The organism is Psychromonas sp. KJ10-5 (assembly GCF_055808325.1).
On sequence record NZ_CM147864.1, the window covers coordinates 1,941,666 to 1,960,585 of the forward strand.

Consider the following 18,920-nt stretch of genomic DNA (forward strand, 5'->3'; position numbering starts at 1 on the left):
TGTTACACATAAATACTACGGATAATAGCGTTAACCTTATCGAAAGCAGTTTTAATCATCAAGGATGATTAAATTTAATGCTAATGACCTTTAAAAGCGAAAACGTCTTACTCTATTTAATTTGCTCGTACTGTTTCATAAACCTGTGGTTCAGCGTTTGGTTTAGTATCGGCACATTGAATAGCACCTAATATGTTTTTTTGCACCTCAACAAACTGTTGCTCAGTTTGTGCATGTATCATGGCAATTGGTGTCTGTGTATCAATCTTATCGCCAATACTGACTAAATCGCTCAGGCCTACCGCAAAGTCAATATTATCTGTTGCAACACGGCGTCCACCTCCCATGTTAACCACTGACATGCCAACTTCTCGAGCATCAATAGTCGTCACATAGCCAGATTGGTTAGCAAATACCGGACGAATAATCGCAGACTTAATCAAATGGTTATCGTGATTTTCTACAAAATCAGCCGGCCCACCCAGGCCTGCCACCATTCTACCAAACACTTCAGCTGCTTTGCCGTTATCCAATACGGCTTGTAATTTCCCCTTCGCCTGCTCGGTATCTGAGGCTAAATTAGCGGACACTAACATTTCAGCACATAAGGACATAGTGACTTCATGCAACCTCGGGTTCACATATTCACCCGTTAAGAAACGCACCGCTTCTCGTACTTCAACGGCATTACCTGCACTACTTGCCAATACTTGATCCATATTAGTAATCAAAGCAGAAGTTTTACAACCTGCGCCATTGGCTACGTCAACAATACTTCTTGCTAACTGTTGTGATTGTTCATAAGTCGGCATAAACGCCCCACTACCGGCTTTTACATCCATCACTAAAGCATCTAACCCTGCCGCTAATTTTTTAGATAAGATCGATGCGGTAATCAAGGGAATCGATTCAACCGTAGCGGTAATGTCACGAGTTGCATAAAAACGTTTATCTGCAGGTGCTAAATTAGCACTTTGCCCAATAATGGCAACACCTGCGCTTTTAACCACCTCTCTAAAGTGTTGGTTGGTAACGGTAGTTTGATAGCCAGGAATTGCATCAAGCTTATCTAAGGTGCCACCAGTATGACCTAAACCTCGACCCGAGATCATTGGCACATAACCACCACATGCAGCGACCATTGGCCCTAGCATTAATGAAATAACATCACCAACACCACCGGTAGAATGTTTATCAACGATTGGACCATTTAGGTTTAATGATGACCAATCAAGTACATCACCTGAGTCGCGCATCGCAGAAGCTATCGCTACACGCTCATCCATATTCATATCTTGAAAATAGATAGCCATAGCAAAAGCAGCAATTTGCCCTTCGCTAATACTGTTATCGGTAATTCCTTGAATAAAAAAGTTAATCTCTTCGTTGCTTAAGGTTTTACCATCACGTTTATGACGAATAATTTCTTGTGGTACTAAGATCATAGGTGCACTCCGATAATGAGGTGAGATCATCACTAAATGATTTGTGAATAGGTCATATTTACAAATAACTTAGGGGTAATAAAGGGAAGAGAAGAATGCTTACAGCACAGCCACTATGCTGCAAGCATTAATATCATTGACTTAAAGAATTTAAGTTAAGATATTATTTATTAGAACTTGTAGGTAGCAGCAAAGTAATGAGTTAAACCTGTTGTTTTACCCGCTAAACCGCCATCAACTAATGCATAAGCATCTTTAAACGCTTTTAGACCATAACCTACTGCAAAACGATCTGAATGCCAGTAGATACCATTAAACATTGCACCACCGTTATCAGTGTATAGTGCATCAAAGTCATCATCGTATCCGAATTGGTAATCGATGTAGCCTTGGTAAGAAATAAATGAACCATTCTCAAAGAAGTAGAAAGGTTTGAACCAGTTAGTAGATACTTGATAACCATTCCATTCTTTTTCATTTAAATCGTAAAGTCCGTAAACGTTTAAACCAACTTTACCTAACCATGGCACCATTACATCAGAACCAATACCCCAGAAAGAGTTATTTACTGAATCGCTACCGCCACTCCAGTTAAATAATGTTGCAAAGTACACTTCTTCAACAGGACCAAAAGATAGATCTTTACCTGTTAGTCCATCAAGAGAGATACGCGGTGCAAACTTAATAAATATTTTATCTGCGCCATCTTTGTCAGAAGACTCACTGCTTGCTAGGTTAAATACGTCAGCGTAACCGTAGTAATCTAAAATCCCTGCACGTCCGCCGAACTCAAGCTCAAGATAATCATGATCTGATTCACCAGGAAGCTCGTTTACAGCGTACATTAAGTTACCTTGCATCCATTTGTAATCATTTTTATGCGTATCGCCGTCGGTATAGTCAGCAGCGAATGCAGAAGATGAAGCAAGCAAGGCTAGTGGGAGTAGTGTTTTTTTCATAGTTAAATTCCTTTTAAAAAGTAAAAAATGCTTAGTGATGAATTTTTATGCCGTCAGCGGCTAAAAGCTCAATAATAAAATTTTGTTACCACCACTTGCACACTAGTGAGTGATAACAAAATGCCTGTCATCTCAGTGACTCAATAACTTCATGCCAGGTCTTTTTGATTCCCACTTATTCTGCAACTACAGAATCAAGTGCGATTAATACCATCTCATCAAAGCTGTTTTGACGCTGATCAGAAGATAGTTGTTCGCCAGTACGGATATGATCCGATACTGTCAAAATACATAGTGCTTTTGCGCCATATTCAGCTGCAACACCGTATAATCCAGCCGCTTCCATCTCTACACCTAGAATGTTGTATTTTTCTAATGTATCGAATACTTCAGGCTCTGGCGTGTAGAATGTATCAGCAGAAAAAATATTACCTACTTGCGCTTTAATGTTACGAGCACGTGCAGCGTTTACTGCTTTTTCTAATAACTCGTAACTAGCAATAGCTGCAAAGTCGTGGTTCGCAAAACGAATACGGTTTGCTTTTGAATCTGTAGAAGCACCCATGCCGATGATCACGTCACGTACTTTGATATCTGGGCTAACAGCACCACAGCTACCAACACGGATAATGTTTTTAACACCGTAATCTTTAATTAGCTCTGTTGCATAAATAGAACAAGATGGGATACCCATACCACTACCCATTACAGATAGTTTTTTTCCTTTGTAAGTACCCGTAAAACCTAACATGTTACGTACGTCAGTTACTTGCACAGCATCTTCTAAAAAGTTGTCAGCAATATACTTAGCGCGAAGTGGATCGCCAGGCATTAATACTGTTTCTGCAAATGCATTGTCTACTGCATTAATATGAGGTGTTGCCATCTTATTTCTCCAACATTATTTAAAAATACTTTTACCGTATTCTAGATCCGGTAATTGATGATACTCAGCAATTGTTTGGCCGATATCGGCAAAGGTGTCACGTAAACCAACTGGACCAGCTGGTACGTTTTTTCCGTAGAAAAGTACAGGTATGTGTTCACGTGTATGATCTGAGCCAGGCCAAGTTGGGTCACAACCATGGTCAGCGGATAACACAACAAGGTCTTCGTCTTCTAAGACTTCAAGCAACTCTGGTAAGCGTGTATCAAAATACTCTAGTGCAGCCGCATAACCTGCTACATCACGACGGTGTCCAAAGTCAGCATCAAAATTCACAAAGTTAGTAAAGATAATCGTTTCTTTAGTCGCTTCTTTTAAAGATTTCAACGTCGCATTAAACAACGCTTCTAAGCCTGTTGCTTTGATTGCTTGGGTAATGCCCTGTGCTGCATAAATATCAGAAATTTTACCAATACTCACGACTTCGCCACCGGCACTTTCCATACGATCTAGTAGTGTCTTACTTGGCGGTAATACTGAATAGTCATGACGATTACCGGTACGAGCAAAGTTACCCGGTTTGTCACCTAAGAATGGGCGCGCAATAACACGACCAATATTGTAAGGTTCAAGTAACTCACGAACGGTTTTACATAAGTCGTATAATGCTTCTACACCGTAAGTTTCTTCGTGGCACGCTATTTGGAATACACTATCACTTGATGTGTAAAAAATAGGTTTACCGGTTTTAATATGTTCTTCACCTAACTCGTCTAAAATCACAGTACCGGAAGAGTGGCAGTTGCCTAAATATCCAGATATACCAGTGCGCTCAACGATTAAGTCTAATAACTCCTGCGGGAAACTATTTTGTTTATCTTTGAAATAACCCCATTCATAAAGCACAGGCGCACCTGCAATTTCCCAGTGACCACTTGGGGTATCTTTACCTGTTGAAATTTCTTGGGCATAACCATACGCAGAAATAGGTTCAACGGACTCGTCTAACCCCATTGGAAACTCACCCGAACTTTCTTTACAGGCGTGTGCTAAACCTAATTTAGTAAGGTTAGGTAAATGAAGCGGGCCTTTACGGCCGATATCGGCTTCGCCAGCGGCACATAATTTAGCAATACTGCCAAAGGTGTTTGCACCTACATCATTGAATGTGGTGCCGTCCGCTAAACTACCTACAAATTGGTCAGCATCATGGCTTGCGCCTATACCTAACGAGTCTAACAATAAAATAATGGTACGTTTCATTAGTAACCTCCTGTCTCTACAGGTGTATCTGATAATTTAAGCTCACTCAGTAAGTTGCCTAGTAGGCTAGATGCACCAAAACGGAAATGGTCAACATCAACCCAATCAGCGCCCATAATATCGCGAGCTAATTGCATGTAATCGTTAGCTGTTTGTGCATCTTTAACACCACCAGCTGCTTTAAAACCTACGTCTTTTCCTGATTTTTTGATCGCTTCGATCATCACTTTAGTCGCTTCTAAAGTTGCATTAACCGGCACTTTACCCGTTGATGTTTTAATAAAATCAGCACCTGCTTCGATACAAATTAAGCTTGCTTGTTCAATTAACTCAGCTGTTTTTAACTCACCAGTTTCAATAATCACTTTTAATGCAACAGCTTCACCACACACTTCACGGCAAGCTTTAACCATCTCTTCACCAACAGATGCATTACCTGCAATCAGCGCTTTATATGGGAATACTAGGTCAACCTCATCAGCGCCATAAGCAACAGCAGCTTTAGTTTCTGCAACGGCGATAGCAACGTCATCGTTACCATGTGGGAAGTTAGTCACTGTTGCGATTTTTACGTCAGCAGTGCCTTGAGCTTTTAATGTTTTACGTGCGATGGGAATGAAACGGGGATAGATACAAACAGCAGCCGTATTTCCTGCAGCGCTATGCGCTTGCTTACATAAATCGATGACTTTTTGATCTGTGTCGTCATCATTTAATGTCGTTAAATCCATCAAATGAATTGCTTGTCGCGATGCTAGTTGTAAATCACTCATTTAAAAATCCTTTGATTTCATTGTCTTTAGGGTTTATCGATTATGTTGATTAATGCTTTATTAACACAATTGATAAAAACTAAGTAAAAACAAATGAGGGCTCTAAACGAACCCTCATTGACACTTACTATTTATGCAATGCTTAAGGCAAAGAAAATACCTACTAACGTTGCACTCATTAAGTTAGATAATGTACCAGCCATTACCGCTTTAAGACCTAGACGTGCGATATCAGCACGACGAGATGGTGCTAATACACCTAGACCACCTAATAAAATAGCCATTGAAGACAAGTTAGCAAAACCACATAGAGCAACGGTGATGATCACTTGAGAATGTTCACTCATTGCTTCTTTAACGCCAATAAAGTTAATGTAAGCAACAAATTCATTCACTACTAATTTTTGACCTAGTAAGCTACCTGCAGCAACCGCTTCAGACCATGGAATACCGATTAGGAAAGCGATTGGTGCAAATAAGTAACCTAAGATTTGCTCTAGTGTTAATGCTTCTAGACCAACAAAACCACCAACAGAACCTAAGATATTATTAATTAATGCAATTAAGGCGATGAATGCGATTAACATTGCACCTACATTTAACGCTAATTTAAGACCTGAAGAAGCACCTGACGCAGCAGCATCAATGACATTAACAGGTTTGTCTTCTTCTTCAGCAGCCGCTAGATCTTTAGCAGATAGCTCTTGAGCCACTTCTGTTTCAGGCTCTAAGATTTTAGCCATTAATAGACCACCAGGCGCCGCCATGAAAGAAGCGGCGATTAGGTATTCAAGGCTTACACCTAAAGATGCATAACCCACTAATACTGAACCCGCTACCGATGCTAGACCACCACACATAACAGCAAATAATTCAGAACGTGTCATATGCTTAATGTAAGGTTTAACCACTAATGGCGCTTCCGTTTGACCAACGAAAACGTTAGCAGCAGCAGACATAGACTCAGTACGGCTTGTACCTAGTACTTTCTGTAATGCACCACCAAAGATTTTGATAATGAACTGCATGATGCCTAGGTGGTATAACACAGCCATGAACGAAGCAAAGAAAATAATGATTGGAAGTACTTTAAATGCAAAGACAAAACCGCCACCGCCAAACACTTCAAACATTTTGCCAGAAACTAATCCGCCAAATAAAAAGCTCACACCAGCATTAGCACTATTAATTACACCTTGCACTGCACCAGTGATGGCTTGTAGGACTGAAACGCCCCACGGTGTAAAAATTACAAGTGCAGGAATAATCGCTTGAATTGCGAATGCGCCACCCACTGTTCTGTAATTGATTGCTTTTTTGTTTTTTGAGAAAATAAAGGCAATTAAAAGAAGGCTGATAATGCCCACTAAGCCCATCACGATTTGCATATTTGTACTCCGTTCATTTATGTCAATTAGACTGAAGAATAACTCAACAGTCATCTCCGTCTGATATCCTGGCCAACCCAGGCATGTATAATCCGAAAAACTCGAATAGGTTGTGGTTTGCTATCATCCATAACAAACCAAATTTGTTTACCGCGATTATAGTTTCTCCATAATCATGGCTTCTAATATGTTCTGATCTACTGCGAAGTTACGAATGCCTTCTGCTAATTTTTCAACGGCCATTGGGTCTTGATTGTGCGCCCATAAGAAATCCGACTCAGTTAATGCTGTTGGTGCAGTTTTAACCTTTTTATCAGCGATTAATTTCGTTTCAATCGTTCCTTCTGAATCACTTAGCTCTTGTAATAACTGTGGGCTAATCGTTAAGCGATCACAGCCAGCTAATTCTAAAATCTCACCTATATTTCTAAAACTCGCGCCCATTACAACTGTGTTGTAACCATGCTCTTTGTAATAGTTATAAATTTTCGTCACCGACAACACACCTGGATCTTCAGCAGCAGAAAAATCAGTTCCCTGCTTGGCTTTATACCAATCCATAATACGACCAACGAAAGGTGAAATAAGGAATACACCCGCTTCAGCACAGGCTTGCGCTTGGGCAAACGAAAAAAGCAGCGTGAGGTTACAGTTAATTCCCTCTTTTTCAAGTATTTTAGCTGCCTGAATACCGTTCCAGGTTGCCGCTAGCTTAATTAAAATACGATCGTTGCTAATTCCTGCATCGTTATACATTTTTACTAGCTGACGAGCCTTGGTTAAACTAGCTTCAGTGTCGAATGAAAGACGAGCATCTACTTCAGTAGAAATGCGTCCAGGGATAGTTGTTAAGATCTCTTTACCAATGTTTACCGCTAACATATCGCAAGCAATTTCTACTTGCTGTTGTTTATCAGCACTTTGCTTTTTTGCATATTCAATAGCATCAGCAACTAATGGTGCGTAAGCTTCAATAGAAGCAGCTTTTAAAATAAGTGATGGGTTGGTTGTTGCATCTTCAGGTTGGTATTGCTTAATAGCTTCTATGTCACCAGTATCTGCAACCACGGTCGTTACTTTACGTAACTGCTCTAATTTACTTTGCATATTCAGTCCTTCACTTCATACATTATTGGTAAGCAGAGATCTCATTACTGCGAGTCTCTTATTTATACAGGTGTTTTTACGATAAAAAGGATGGTATCAATACGGGTAAAGTCAGTGACCAATATAAATCCTAATGCTTTCACAATATTTGATAGTATTCATGGTGGTGACATAGATATATTTTAAAAATAAATCTGATAAACAACTTCCATGTTACTTCTTACAAATTTCTTCTATCTCGTTTCCTATGAGCAAATTCTAGGCATTCGAACAAATCACAAATGTGATCTAGATCACTATAGTTGATATTTGCTGCTTCACATAGCCTGGCACTAACAAAATATGTGGTTTATGCTAATGTGGCCCCTAAGGAGAAAAATCCATGTTTGATATAAGAAAAGATTTTAACTGTTGCAAAACAGTAAGTTGCAAAAATTTCGGTGTCGCTGACAGCGAAGATTACGTTTATCAGAGTAAACGTTTAGGTTACCTTTCTATTGAATGTAAAGCCTGTGGAAGCAACCCTCCTTGGATAAATAACCAATTAATAGAAAATATCTTAAAAGAAAAGCTTGATTTTCATTTTGCGAGGAAAATCACACATTGCCGGCATTGTTATAGCCATTTTTTCTTCAATGAGAAGAATGGATCACACTTACATGGTTTTACTGCGGCAGGAACACAACGTTTAAAATGCAAAAACTGCCAACATGTATACAGTGAAACTAAACATAAAAATGTTGAGGCTATTACACAGGTATTACAAACCATTATTGAAAAATTAGATATCAACAGTGCAATTAGAAAAACCGGATTATCAGCCCGTCTTTATTATTTTTATTTAGAAAAGTTATCACTATTATTAACTAATTTTAGCCGTTTAAAGGAGCAAGAAGAGGTAAACCGAGAGTCCTTGTCATTACAAACCGAAGGAAAAGTGATTCATTTACACCATAAACGAGGCTTTTATACGTTATTAACAGCGGAATCTGATAGTGGTTATATTCTACTACAAACCACTAACCTCACCAAAGTCGACCTACTTAAACAAGATATTTACAACAGCACTGAAAATACTGTTATCAAAGATGCTTTCGCCAATAATATTGAGAATGAAATTAAAAACCATTACCAGCAAACATTACACCGTAAACACTTTGAAAGACTGTTAATTGGTGAATTAAAAGCAATTAATCACTGTAATTTAATCTACCCTAACAAATTAGTGTATGTGCACTTCTCCTTATTGCGTGGCTTCATTAAAAAAGCCCAACATTATAGCCACTATATTGAATTAGAAAGCAGTATTCGCGCTGCAGCGTTAATGTCCGCACATCCTGAAATCAGAGCAGGAAAAGCCGATATATTCTATTACCTCCCCTTCATGAATAACCAAGAGATTATCAAAAATAGAAAAGTAGGATGGTGGAGCGATCGCTGGCACAGCTTTGAACAAGGCGCCTATTCTTTATTAACTGATAATAAACAAAACCAATACCCTTTTAAGATGGAAGATACAGAGCACCTTAATCGCTATTATGATTATTTAGACACGCATTTGAATAAGAGTTTGAATAGCTTTAATACCATTACTAATCTATCTGAAATACATAGAGTATTGTTTAATTTTTGCCATGCTCAAGATGACAAAAGCCCTGCAATGCAATTTGGTGTTGCTGACCATGTTTACGATGAGATGAGTCTATTGAGTGAAGCGATGACTTATAAGGAATATACAGGGGAGTAAGGTCTTAGTAGCAGATAAGATAACCTCAGTTTTAGATAGGCAAAACGATACTGCATCCAAAATTGAGGTTAAAAAGTTCACAACAATTAATATTGTTGTGTAAACCTGTTGTTATTAAAGTTCTTCGCCTAAAAACGCAAAAGGCAGTAATGTAGCAATCGTATTTTCAGAGTATTCTGTTTCAGATTGGTAACTGTAAACGATACAATCATTCATTGATTGCTCAGCAATAACTTGGCGACATGAACCACAAGGTTGTGCAGTCACTAACTGTTTTTCAGCGTTACGCGCACCAATGTGCACCTCTTGGATATCACCTTTGCTAATCCCTTCTGCTACGGCAGTAAAAATAGCATTACGTTCAGCACAAATGGTAGTCGGATAAGCAGCAGACTCAACGTTTACTCCTTTAAACACTCGACCATCTTTACACACTACTACAGAAGCGACATTAAACCCTGAGTACGGTGCAGAGCTATTATCCAGCAGTGTTTTTAGTTCGCTAAAATAGTTTTTTTTCATTATAAAACTCCCTGTTATGTAAGACATACTTACTTAAGCTATTATTTTTTATTATCGTTGTATTGTAGTTGAGCATTTTTTATTACACTTTTACAACCTTTAAAAATGCCCAACCTATTGTACTACCCACTTTGATCTTTTAGTTTTAGTTTTAGTTTTAGTTTTAACTGTAGCCTAGTTTAATAGTTTTTTAGCTGCAGCCACTACAATTGAGATTGCATGCGACTCTGTTTTTTTCATGGTCGCTTCATCTGGAATCTCTTGTTGTGTTCGATTTACAATCACACCCGCTACGCAAGCAGCAGCCCAACCTTGTGAAGCACACATAGTAAATAGTGTCGATGACTCCATTTCATAATTAAGTACACCAAGCTCCTGCCACTCTTGCATTGATCCTTTAAACTGACGTGTCACTCGTCCTGAGACCGTATCATAACGCTCTTGGCCAGGGTAAAAAGTATCACTAGATGCTGTCACACCAACATGCGGTTCAATGTCTGCATCGCGACAAGCTGCGACCATTGCGGTGGTTGCATTAAAGTCAGCAACCGCAGGGAACTCTAATGGAGCGAAGTGTAAGCTTGCACCGTCTAAACGTACTGAAGCTTGTGTCACAATGACATCACCCACATTAACATGTGGTTGAATAGCACCGGTTGTTCCGATACGTAAGAAAGTACGCACACCCAGTTGCGCTAGCTCTTCTACTGCAATCGAAGTAGATGGACCGCCAATTCCTGTTGAGCAGATAACGACAGGTTTTGTGTCAATATAAGCAAGGTAGCTTGTATACTCACGATGACTTGCTAAAAAAGTCGCATTTTCCATCAACTCTGCAATACGTTTTACACGCTCAGGATCGCCAGGAACAATCGCTAATGTTGATCCATCTAACATCGCTTTGGTTAACCCTAAGTGAAATACATCTGACATAAAATCTCCTTCATTAACGGGGGATTACCGTTATTTTTATCTAATTATAAATTGGCTGCGGTTTGTACCACGTTCTGTACAGTGAAACCAAACATTTCGAATAGTTGATCCGCTGGCGCAGACTCACCAAAGGTTGTCATGCCAATCACTTTGCCGTTTAAACCAACGTACTTGTACCAGTAATCTGCAATACCCGCTTCGATAGCAACACGTTTCGTCACTGCCGCTGGTAGTACTGACTCTTTGTATTCTGCTGATTGCAGTTCAAATTGCTCTGTACAAGGAATCGATACCACACGCACCGCTTTGCCTTGCGCTGTTAATTCAGCTGCCGCTTGCATCGCTAATTCAACTTCTGAGCCTGTTGCGATTAAGATAATCTCTGCAGGTGTTTCAGAATCTAATAATACGTAACCACCTTTAGCAACGTCAGCTAATTGCTGTGCATCACGCGCTTGTGGCTTCAAGTTTTGACGACTGAAAATCAGTGACGTTGGTGCATCAACCGATTCAATGGCAAATTTCCAAGCTACAGCTGATTCAACACTGTCACATGGACGCCATGTGTTCATGTTCGGTGTTAAACGTAAACTAGCAATTTGCTCTACTGGTTGGTGTGTTGGGCCATCTTCACCTAAACCAATTGAGTCATGCGTAAATACTTGAATAGCACGTTGCTTCATTAATGCAGACATACGCAGTGCGTTACGCGCATATTCCATGAACATTAAGAAAGTCGCACCGTAAGGTACAAAACCTTTGTGTAACGCAATACCGTTAATAATAGCGGCCATCGCAAACTCACGAACACCGTAGTGTAAGTAGTTACCTGATGCATCATCTGCAGTAATCGCTTTCGTACCAGACCACATGGTTAAGTTAGATGGTGCTAAATCTGCAGAGCCACCTAGTAACTCTGGTAACATTGCGCCGTAAGCTTCGATACAGTTTTGCGATGCTTTACGCGTTGCAATATTCGCTTGGTTTGCTTGTAAGTCTGCAATGTAAGCTGAAGACTTCGCTTCCCACTCAGCAGGTAGCTCGTTATTAACACGGCGTTTATATTCTGCTGCTAACTCAGGGTAAGCCGCTGCATACGCTGCAAATTTCTCATCCCAAGATTGCTCTGCCGCTTGGCCTTGTGCTTTGTTATCCCAACCTGCGTAAACATCAGCTGGGATTTCAAATGGACCGTGCTCCCAACCTAATGCTTTGCGTGTTGCTGCAATTTCATCGTGACCTAAAGGTGCACCGTGACAATCGTGTGTGCCTTGCTTAGCAGGAGAGCCAAAGCCGATAATCGTTTTACAACAAATAATCGTTGGTTTAGTGGTTTCTGCTTTAGCAGAAATAATCGCCGCTTTAATTTCTTCTGCATTGTGACCGTCTACTGACAGTACTTGCCATCCGTAAGACTCAAAACGTTTAGGCGTATCATCAGTGAACCAACCTTCTACTTCACCATCGATAGAGATGCCGTTGTCATCCCAGAAGGCAATCAGTTTGCCTAAGCCTAATGTTCCCGCTAAAGAACAAGCTTCATGCGAGATACCTTCCATTAAACAACCATCGCCTAAGAAAGCGTATGTGTTATGGTCAACAATCTCATGGCCTGCTTGGTTAAATTGTGCCGCTAAAGATTTTTCAGCAATCGCCATGCCCACTGCATTGGTAATACCTTGGCCTAGTGGACCTGTTGTTGTTTCAATACCTGGTGCGTAACCATACTCTGGGTGACCCGGTGTTTTTGAATGCAGTTGACGGAAGTTTTTAAGGTCTTCGATTGAAAGGTCATAACCGGTTAAATGCAATAGAGAATAGATAAGCATTGAACCATGACCATTAGAGAGAATAAAGCGATCGCGGTCAGCCCAATCTGGGTTCGTTGGGTTGTGCTTTAGGAAGTCAGTCCATAACACTTGTGCAATATCAGCCATCCCCATTGGTGCGCCAGGGTGACCTGAATTGGCTTGTTGTACTGCATCCATACTAAGGGCACGAATGGCATTAGCTAACGCTTGACGAGAAGGTAAACTTGAAGGCTTTGTTGACATTAATAACTCCAACACTAAAAAGGTTTTGAATAAAGTGAAGTCAGTGTAAGAAGTAAATAGGGATTAAAGTGAGATCTAGATCGACACAATGGTTAAAAGTATTCGCATAAAAAATCTATACACAAAATATGTTGTTTTTAACCACCTAGCTTAAAAATACAAGATATGACTGTGCTAAAATGATGCCCTAGCAAAACGATTGCTCGGCTAGGGCATTAATAATAAAAAATATCATTGAATAAAGTGATGATTAACTATTATAAATAAAGCGCTGGTTAAACTGTAGACTCGCATAATGAACAACACGATCACATACCCAACTTTCTAATTTCCAGTTTTTGATAAATGCGCAATGCCCGCCTTTCTCTTGCAAATCAACTGTTAACCAAGGAGAAGAGATTAAATCTTTTAATTGATGGGCTGGAATAATCGGATCATCTAAAGAGGTAATAATAGTACTGGGTATACTGAGTTTATTTAACGCATCACCCAATATAGAATAGCCACGTAGATATTCATCTGTACTATTAAAGTCAGTATGTTCAGTCACAAAGAATTGATTCATGGCATCTAAAGTATGCAATTTAGTTAAGGTTTCACCGTAGTTTAGGTGGCTATGATGTTTTAACTTTTCAGTCAATGAGCTCTTCCACCTTCTGACAAAATATTTTTGATAAATAGGAAAACCATTACTCAATACTTTCATGGTGGTTGGAGGGTCAAGTAAAGGACAAATTGCAATCGCTTGATCTAATTTTAAACCACACTCTTTTGCTAGATTAGCGACTCTTAAACAAAAATTGCCACCTAGAGAGTAACCACACAGTAAATTATGTTTACCACCGTATTGCGTACATAAATATTTCACAGCTTCAACTATTTCAAGCAAACTGACCGAGTTAAATATCTCTTTATTTAAATGTTGAGTTCCACCATGGTCTCTGAAATTTAAGCGAAAAACATCATAGCCATCATCTAACAACTTTTGTCCATTAGACAACATGTATAGAGAGTCAGTACAACCTTCCCAGCCATGTAAAATAATAGCAAGCCCTTTTGATTTTGAGGCAGTTTTAGATAAAGACCCTTGTAACTTAACACCTTGCGGAGTCGTGATAATTTCTGATTGAGCAGAAGCAATTAAAGCTGAGCAGCGCCTCTTCTCAAACCATTTACGAGGCCCAGTACTAGACAGAATAGATTGTATGTGCTGATTGGAAAGTCCTTTTGCCGGTATAAATTGATTCATTTGCTCTCACTCATTACCAATTAATTAACCCTAGACTAATTAACAAAGTTAACAGTTATATGACAAAACTCGCTGTATAATACCAATCACAGAATTAACTGACCTATTTTACTTGTTACAATAACTTCATTTTTCGTTGTAATTTCCGCAAATATAATAACGATTAAAGCTTCAACATTTTCCTATTAATTCTTTAATCGTTATTAACAAAGCTAATCGAAATTAATTTTCGAAAGGCTCAAATTACGCCTTAAACTAAGTCACTTTTTCTGCGCAAAATTTAGCTCACTTATTGAATGTAATTGGTATAAAACTTCTTTTTAAAAAATAAATATAATACTTAAACCACGAGACTAAATCATCGGTTTATTGTGCAGTAGGGGGATTTAAAACATAGAAGTAAGACCAGTAAGCACAACAAAAGTTCGTCGGGCTTACTGCCATAGTATTAAGAATTTAACTCAACGTTAATTATGCTGGTAACTTTTTTCCCATAATTTAAATAGGTAAATAACAGAAAAAGTCAGGCACATGTATAACAGCCCTGCCGCTAAATAAGCTTCAAATGGCGCATAGTAACGCGCATTAACAACACGAGCCGCGCCAGTAATATCAACGATAGTCACCACACCAGCAATCGCACTACCATGGATCATAAAAATAATTTCGTTACTGTATGCCGGTAGCGCACGACGTAAAGAGTTAGGTAATGTGATGCGTCTTAATCGTTGCCAGCGGCTCATACCGTAAGCTTTAGCAGCTTCCAACTCACCAATCGGCATTGTACTGATCACACCACGAACGATTTCTGCGGTATAAGCACCTGTATTCAACGCGAAGGCTAATAACGCACAAAACCAAGCTTCTTGAAAGTAGTACCATAACCAACTGTCACGCAGTGAATCAAACTGTGCCGCACCATAGTAGATAAGAAACAGTTGTACTAATAATGGTGAGCCACGGAAAAAATACATGTAAACCCAAACCGGTCCTTTAATAAACCAATTTGAATGACTACGTAAAATACCCGCAGGAATTGCTATCACCAAACCAATCAACAGTGATGCAGCGACCAACCAAGTGGTTGTCCATAACCCTTCTAAATAAAACGGGTATTCATTAAGAATAATTGAAAAATCCATGTCTATCTCGTTTGTATACTATATTTACGCTCTGCCCATTTCAGTGCAGAGGTAGAAACAGCGGTATAAAATAAAAATATTAACGCTACCACTAGGTAGAAAGTAAAGGGTTTCTGCGTTGAACCAGAAGCATCACCGGCAATCTTAACCATATCTTGTAAACCGATAATCGAGACGAGTGCGGTCGTTTTTAATAAAACTAACCAGTTATTACCTAGGCCAGGTAATGCATAACGCATCATTTGTGGGAACATCACACGGGAAAACCGTTTGTATTTATTCATGCCGTAAGCGGTAGCAGCTTCCAATTGCCCTTTATTGACCGATAAGATAGCACCTCGAAAGGTTTCTGCCATGTAAGCGCCAAAAATAAAACCAATGGTCACAATACCAGCAAAATACGGGCTGATATCAATATATTCAGGTAGATAAGCAGTCCACTCGTGGTCAGGGTAATAACCCGTCAGAGTTTCATTTAACCACTCATTTAAATTGTAACTCATATCATTGATCAATAACTGTCCACCAAAGAAGATGAGCAACATCAGAATCAAATCAGGAATACCACGAATAATCGTGGTGTAAAGCGTTGCGATACTTTTTAGTACTGTCGAGTGAGATAACTTAGCAAGGGCTGCTAATAACCCTAATACAACAGATAGCACTAAAGACAGCAAAGCCACTTGTAGTGTTAACCATGCACCTTCTAGAAAAATGTCTTGGTAACCGTATAAAGAAAACATATAAACTTCTTTTTAATAAATGCCAATATCATAGATAACGACTTGATTGACATAAAAAAAGGATGACACAACCGACAAAATATTAAAGTTGGCTGCTCATCCTCTCTATTTTAACGCAATGTGTTAATAATCATTAACACTCGCTATATTACTCTTGACCGTATACATCGAAAGTGAAGTATTGATCTTGGATTTTCTTGTAAGTACCGTTAGCACGGATAGCGTCAATAGCTTGGTTTAATTGCTCAGCTAAATCAGTATCTTGTTTACGAATTGCAATACCAGCACCGTAACCAAACCATTTTGGATCGTTTAACTTAGGACCAACAAATTCAAATTTATCGCCATCTTCTTTAGCTAATAGACCATCAGAAATCGCAGCTGAATCCGCCATTACATAATCAACACGGCCAGCTTTTAAATCTAAGTAAGCTTCATCAGCAGAACCGTAACGTTTGATTTTTGCAGATGGGAAGTTATCAGAGATGTATAGATCCATTGTTGTTGCACGTTGAACACCAATTTTTTTACCATTCATAAATGCTTCAGTACCTTCGTAAGCAGTACCTTTCTTAGCCACAAAACGTGCTGGAATATGTTGGTATTTTTTAGTGAATGCAACTTTCTTTTTACGCTCTTCAGTAATGTCCATTGTTGCAATGATCGCATCAAACTTACGACCTAGAAGTGCAGGAATAATGCCATCCCAATCTTGTTTTACTAAAGTACATTTCGCTTCTAATTCTGCACATAGCGCATTAGCAATATCAATATCAAAACCAGTTACACTGCCGTCTTCTTCTGTTTTACTAAACGGAGGGTATGCACCTTCTACGCCGATTCGGATCTGTTTCCATTCCTTTGCTTGTGCAGTATTAAATGCAAATGCAAACAGTGCGATTAATAGGCTAATTTTTTTCATGGTATTTCCTTATTTTATGATAAATGATTGTCTTTAGTAATATGCGAGACTTAATGTCCCGTATAAATTTAATACACAGTTGAAATAAACTGTTTAAAACGTTCTGAAGTTGGGTTAGTGAAGATATCTTCAGGCTTACCTTGCTCTTCAACCAAGCCTTGATGTAAGAATAAAACCTTATTCGATACATCTCTGGCAAATGCCATTTCATGTGTCACCACTAGCATAGTACGTCCCTCTTCTGCTAGGTCGCGCATAACTGTCAGCACTTCTCCTACTAATTCGGGATCTAATGCCGAAGTAGGTTCATCGAATAACATGACTTCTGGTTCAACAGCTAACGCACGAGCGATAGCAACCCGTTGTTGTTGTCCACCTGACAGTTGTTCAGGGTAGTAATCTTTACGTTCATATAATCCAACACGTTGTAATAAAGCTTCTGCTTTTGCAATTGCCTCTTTTTTAGGCACACCTAATACATGAACAGGCGCTTCAATCACATTTTCTAGTACAGATAAATGCGACCAAAGATTAAATCCTTGAAAGACCATGGCTAAACGGCTGCGGATACGTTCAACTTGTTTAATTGAAACGGGTATTGCTCCGCGTTTTTTATCTTGCTTCATTTTAATTAACTCACCGTTAACCAAAATATCACCAGATGTAGGCGTTTCCAATAAATTAACACAGCGTAATAATGTACTTTTACCTGATCCTGAAGCACCTAAAATAGAGATCACATCTCCTTTGTGGGCTTCTAAATCGACGCCTTTCAATACGTGATTATCAGCAAAAGATTTATGTAGGTTTTTAATCGATAGAGTAGGTACATTCATTAGTAATTATCATCATGGTTAAGCGGGTTCATTATATATTGTACCTAGTTTATTGAATGGATTAATAAAATTAACGCAATCTTTTACTCTGCACCAATGAACTAAAATGTACAATAAATTAATTTCCATTTCCTCTTAAAAATAAATCAATACTGCACACTTTTAGCATTTTTTACCTGAAATTGATGAAAAACAAAGCATATTGCGAATTTTTACGGATTTTCTTTACAAAATTTGAGCACATGGTATCTTGCGCGCGATCTCAACTCTATTAAATAATACAAAAAGGTAAATGACGTGTCACAATCAATTAATTACGCTAATCCCGCTCCGCTAGGTCTAATGGGATTTGGCATGACAACTGTACTGTTAAACATTCACAATGCAGGTTTCTTTCCAATCAGTGCAATGATTCTTGCGATGGGTTTATGTTACGGTGGTGCGGCACAAGTTATCGCTGGTATTTTAGAATTTAAAAAAGGTAATACTTTTGGTCTAACGGCATTTACTTCATACGGTTTTTTCTGGATCAGCCTAGTGGTTTTATTGCTATTCCCACAACTTGGTTTAGAAAGTGGTCCAACACAAGCAACACCACATGCATTCATGGCCTGGTACTTAGTGATGTGGGGAATCTTCACTGCATTCATGTTTATCGGTACTCTACGTGGTAACCGAGTATTACAATTCATTTTTGCTAGCTTAACGGTACTTTTCTTCCTACTTGCTATCCGTGATTTCACAGGTAATGAATTAATTGGTCGTATTGCTGGCTTTGAAGGTCTTATTTGTGGTTTCAGTGCAATTTACTTGGCTATGGCTGAAGTAATCAACGAACAATACGGTCGCACAGTCCTACCAATTGGTGAAAAGTAACTTTTATTAAAGAAGGTTATTACCCTAACTAAAAACCGAGCTATATCAGCTCGGTTTTTTTTATGGGTGTTCGTT

At 39.0% G+C, this 18,920-nt stretch carries 17 protein-coding genes; 2 read left to right on the forward strand and 15 right to left on the reverse strand.

Annotated elements, in window-relative coordinates; translation table 11 throughout:
• Positions 1-116: 116 nt before the first annotated feature.
• The 7 genes from deoA to tal form a co-directional block, all read right to left on the reverse strand.
• Positions 117-1,442, reverse strand: a complete 1,326-nt coding sequence (gene deoA / locus AC0L3W_RS08655) for a thymidine phosphorylase (protein WP_290041614.1) — start codon at positions 1,440-1,442, stop codon at positions 117-119.
• A 173-nt stretch (positions 1,443-1,615) separates the two neighbouring features.
• Positions 1,616-2,404: a nucleoside-specific channel-forming Tsx family protein gene (locus AC0L3W_RS08660; protein ID WP_290041598.1), complete on the reverse strand. Its 789-nt coding sequence runs from the start codon at positions 2,402-2,404 to the stop codon at positions 1,616-1,618.
• A 175-nt stretch (positions 2,405-2,579) separates the two neighbouring features.
• The gene (deoD, locus tag AC0L3W_RS08665; protein WP_290041597.1) at positions 2,580-3,290 is read right to left on the reverse strand and encodes a purine-nucleoside phosphorylase; all 711 of its coding nucleotides are present in this window, start codon (positions 3,288-3,290) and stop codon (positions 2,580-2,582) included.
• A gap of 15 nt (positions 3,291-3,305) precedes the next feature.
• Positions 3,306-4,553: a phosphopentomutase gene (locus tag AC0L3W_RS08670; protein ID WP_409439162.1), complete on the reverse strand. Its 1,248-nt coding sequence runs from the start codon at positions 4,551-4,553 to the stop codon at positions 3,306-3,308.
• Positions 4,553-5,326, reverse strand: a complete 774-nt coding sequence (gene deoC / locus AC0L3W_RS08675) for a deoxyribose-phosphate aldolase (protein WP_290041595.1) — start codon at positions 5,324-5,326, stop codon at positions 4,553-4,555. The genes AC0L3W_RS08670 and deoC overlap by 1 nt, the downstream gene beginning before the upstream one ends.
• 131 nt (positions 5,327-5,457) lie before the next feature.
• Positions 5,458-6,714, reverse strand: a complete 1,257-nt coding sequence (locus AC0L3W_RS08680; RefSeq protein WP_290041594.1) for a NupC/NupG family nucleoside CNT transporter — start codon at positions 6,712-6,714, stop codon at positions 5,458-5,460.
• A 156-nt stretch (positions 6,715-6,870) separates the two neighbouring features.
• The gene (tal, locus tag AC0L3W_RS08685) at positions 6,871-7,821 is read right to left on the reverse strand and encodes a transaldolase (protein ID WP_290041593.1); all 951 of its coding nucleotides are present in this window, start codon (positions 7,819-7,821) and stop codon (positions 6,871-6,873) included.
• Positions 7,822-8,203: 382 nt separating this feature from the next.
• Between tal and AC0L3W_RS08690 the strand changes: the two genes are divergently transcribed.
• Positions 8,204-9,568, forward strand: coding sequence for a hypothetical protein (locus tag AC0L3W_RS08690; protein ID WP_409439161.1), 1,365 nt, complete (start codon positions 8,204-8,206; stop codon positions 9,566-9,568).
• A 114-nt stretch (positions 9,569-9,682) separates the two neighbouring features.
• On the opposite strand, the gene cdd is transcribed toward AC0L3W_RS08690, so the two are convergent.
• The 8 genes from cdd to AC0L3W_RS08730 all read right to left on the reverse strand — a co-directional run bounded on the left by cdd (position 9,683) and on the right by AC0L3W_RS08730 (position 17,969).
• Positions 9,683-10,090, reverse strand: a complete 408-nt coding sequence (cdd, locus tag AC0L3W_RS08695; RefSeq protein ID WP_290041591.1) for a cytidine deaminase — start codon at positions 10,088-10,090, stop codon at positions 9,683-9,685.
• Positions 10,091-10,264: 174 nt separating this feature from the next.
• On the reverse strand, positions 10,265-11,023 hold the full coding sequence (gene udp / locus AC0L3W_RS08700; RefSeq protein WP_290041590.1) for a uridine phosphorylase: 759 nt from the start codon (positions 11,021-11,023) through the stop codon (positions 10,265-10,267).
• 44 nt (positions 11,024-11,067) lie between these two features.
• Positions 11,068-13,077, reverse strand: a complete 2,010-nt coding sequence (gene tkt, locus AC0L3W_RS08705) for a transketolase (RefSeq protein WP_409439160.1) — start codon at positions 13,075-13,077, stop codon at positions 11,068-11,070.
• A gap of 250 nt (positions 13,078-13,327) precedes the next feature.
• Positions 13,328-14,326 carry a YheT family hydrolase gene (locus AC0L3W_RS08710; RefSeq protein ID WP_290041618.1) on the reverse strand — a complete coding sequence of 333 codons (999 nt, stop codon included), beginning with the start codon at positions 14,324-14,326 and terminating at the stop codon, positions 13,328-13,330.
• 467 nt (positions 14,327-14,793) lie between these two features.
• Complete coding sequence (locus AC0L3W_RS08715) at positions 14,794-15,468, reverse strand: ABC transporter permease (protein WP_409439159.1); 675 nt, start codon at positions 15,466-15,468, stop codon at positions 14,794-14,796.
• 2 nt (positions 15,469-15,470) lie between these two features.
• Positions 15,471-16,211: an ABC transporter permease gene (locus AC0L3W_RS08720; protein ID WP_290041621.1), complete on the reverse strand. Its 741-nt coding sequence runs from the start codon at positions 16,209-16,211 to the stop codon at positions 15,471-15,473.
• A gap of 148 nt (positions 16,212-16,359) precedes the next feature.
• Entirely contained in the window at positions 16,360-17,133 is a 774-nt protein-coding gene (locus tag AC0L3W_RS08725; RefSeq protein ID WP_290041623.1) for an ABC transporter substrate-binding protein, read from the reverse strand.
• A 68-nt stretch (positions 17,134-17,201) separates the two neighbouring features.
• Positions 17,202-17,969 (reverse strand): ABC transporter ATP-binding protein, encoded by a 768-nt coding sequence (locus AC0L3W_RS08730; RefSeq protein WP_290041624.1) that lies wholly within the window; start codon positions 17,967-17,969, stop codon positions 17,202-17,204.
• 297 nt (positions 17,970-18,266) lie between these two features.
• On the opposite strand from AC0L3W_RS08730, the gene AC0L3W_RS08735 reads away from it, so the two are divergent.
• Complete coding sequence (locus AC0L3W_RS08735; RefSeq protein ID WP_290041625.1) at positions 18,267-18,845, forward strand: acetate uptake transporter; 579 nt, start codon at positions 18,267-18,269, stop codon at positions 18,843-18,845.
• Positions 18,846-18,920: the final 75 nt, after the last annotated feature.

Bases quoted from the DNA above. Each gene is read 5' to 3' on its own strand.
- AC0L3W_RS08660 (WP_290041598.1), bottom strand. From the start codon at position 2,404: ATGAAAAAAACACTACTCCCACTAGCCTTGCTTGCTTCATCTTCTGCA.
- deoD (WP_290041597.1), bottom strand. From the start codon at position 3,290: ATGGCAACACCTCATATTAATGCAGTAGACAATGCATTTGCAGAAACA.
- AC0L3W_RS08670 (WP_409439162.1), bottom strand. From the start codon at position 4,553: ATGAAACGTACCATTATTTTATTGTTAGACTCGTTAGGTATAGGCGCA.
- deoC (WP_290041595.1), bottom strand. From the start codon at position 5,326: ATGAGTGATTTACAACTAGCATCGCGACAAGCAATTCATTTGATGGAT.
- AC0L3W_RS08680 (WP_290041594.1), bottom strand. From the start codon at position 6,714: ATGCAAATCGTGATGGGCTTAGTGGGCATTATCAGCCTTCTTTTAATT.
- tal (WP_290041593.1), bottom strand. From the start codon at position 7,821: ATGCAAAGTAAATTAGAGCAGTTACGTAAAGTAACGACCGTGGTTGCA.
- AC0L3W_RS08690 (WP_409439161.1), top strand. From the start codon at position 8,204: ATGTTTGATATAAGAAAAGATTTTAACTGTTGCAAAACAGTAAGTTGC.
- cdd (WP_290041591.1), bottom strand. From the start codon at position 10,090: ATGAAAAAAAACTATTTTAGCGAACTAAAAACACTGCTGGATAATAGC.
- udp (WP_290041590.1), bottom strand. From the start codon at position 11,023: ATGTCAGATGTATTTCACTTAGGGTTAACCAAAGCGATGTTAGATGGA.
- tkt (WP_409439160.1), bottom strand. From the start codon at position 13,077: ATGTCAACAAAGCCTTCAAGTTTACCTTCTCGTCAAGCGTTAGCTAAT.
- AC0L3W_RS08710 (WP_290041618.1), bottom strand. From the start codon at position 14,326: ATGAATCAATTTATACCGGCAAAAGGACTTTCCAATCAGCACATACAA.
- AC0L3W_RS08715 (WP_409439159.1), bottom strand. From the start codon at position 15,468: ATGGATTTTTCAATTATTCTTAATGAATACCCGTTTTATTTAGAAGGG.
- AC0L3W_RS08720 (WP_290041621.1), bottom strand. From the start codon at position 16,211: ATGTTTTCTTTATACGGTTACCAAGACATTTTTCTAGAAGGTGCATGG.
- AC0L3W_RS08725 (WP_290041623.1), bottom strand. From the start codon at position 17,133: ATGAAAAAAATTAGCCTATTAATCGCACTGTTTGCATTTGCATTTAAT.
- AC0L3W_RS08730 (WP_290041624.1), bottom strand. From the start codon at position 17,969: ATGAATGTACCTACTCTATCGATTAAAAACCTACATAAATCTTTTGCT.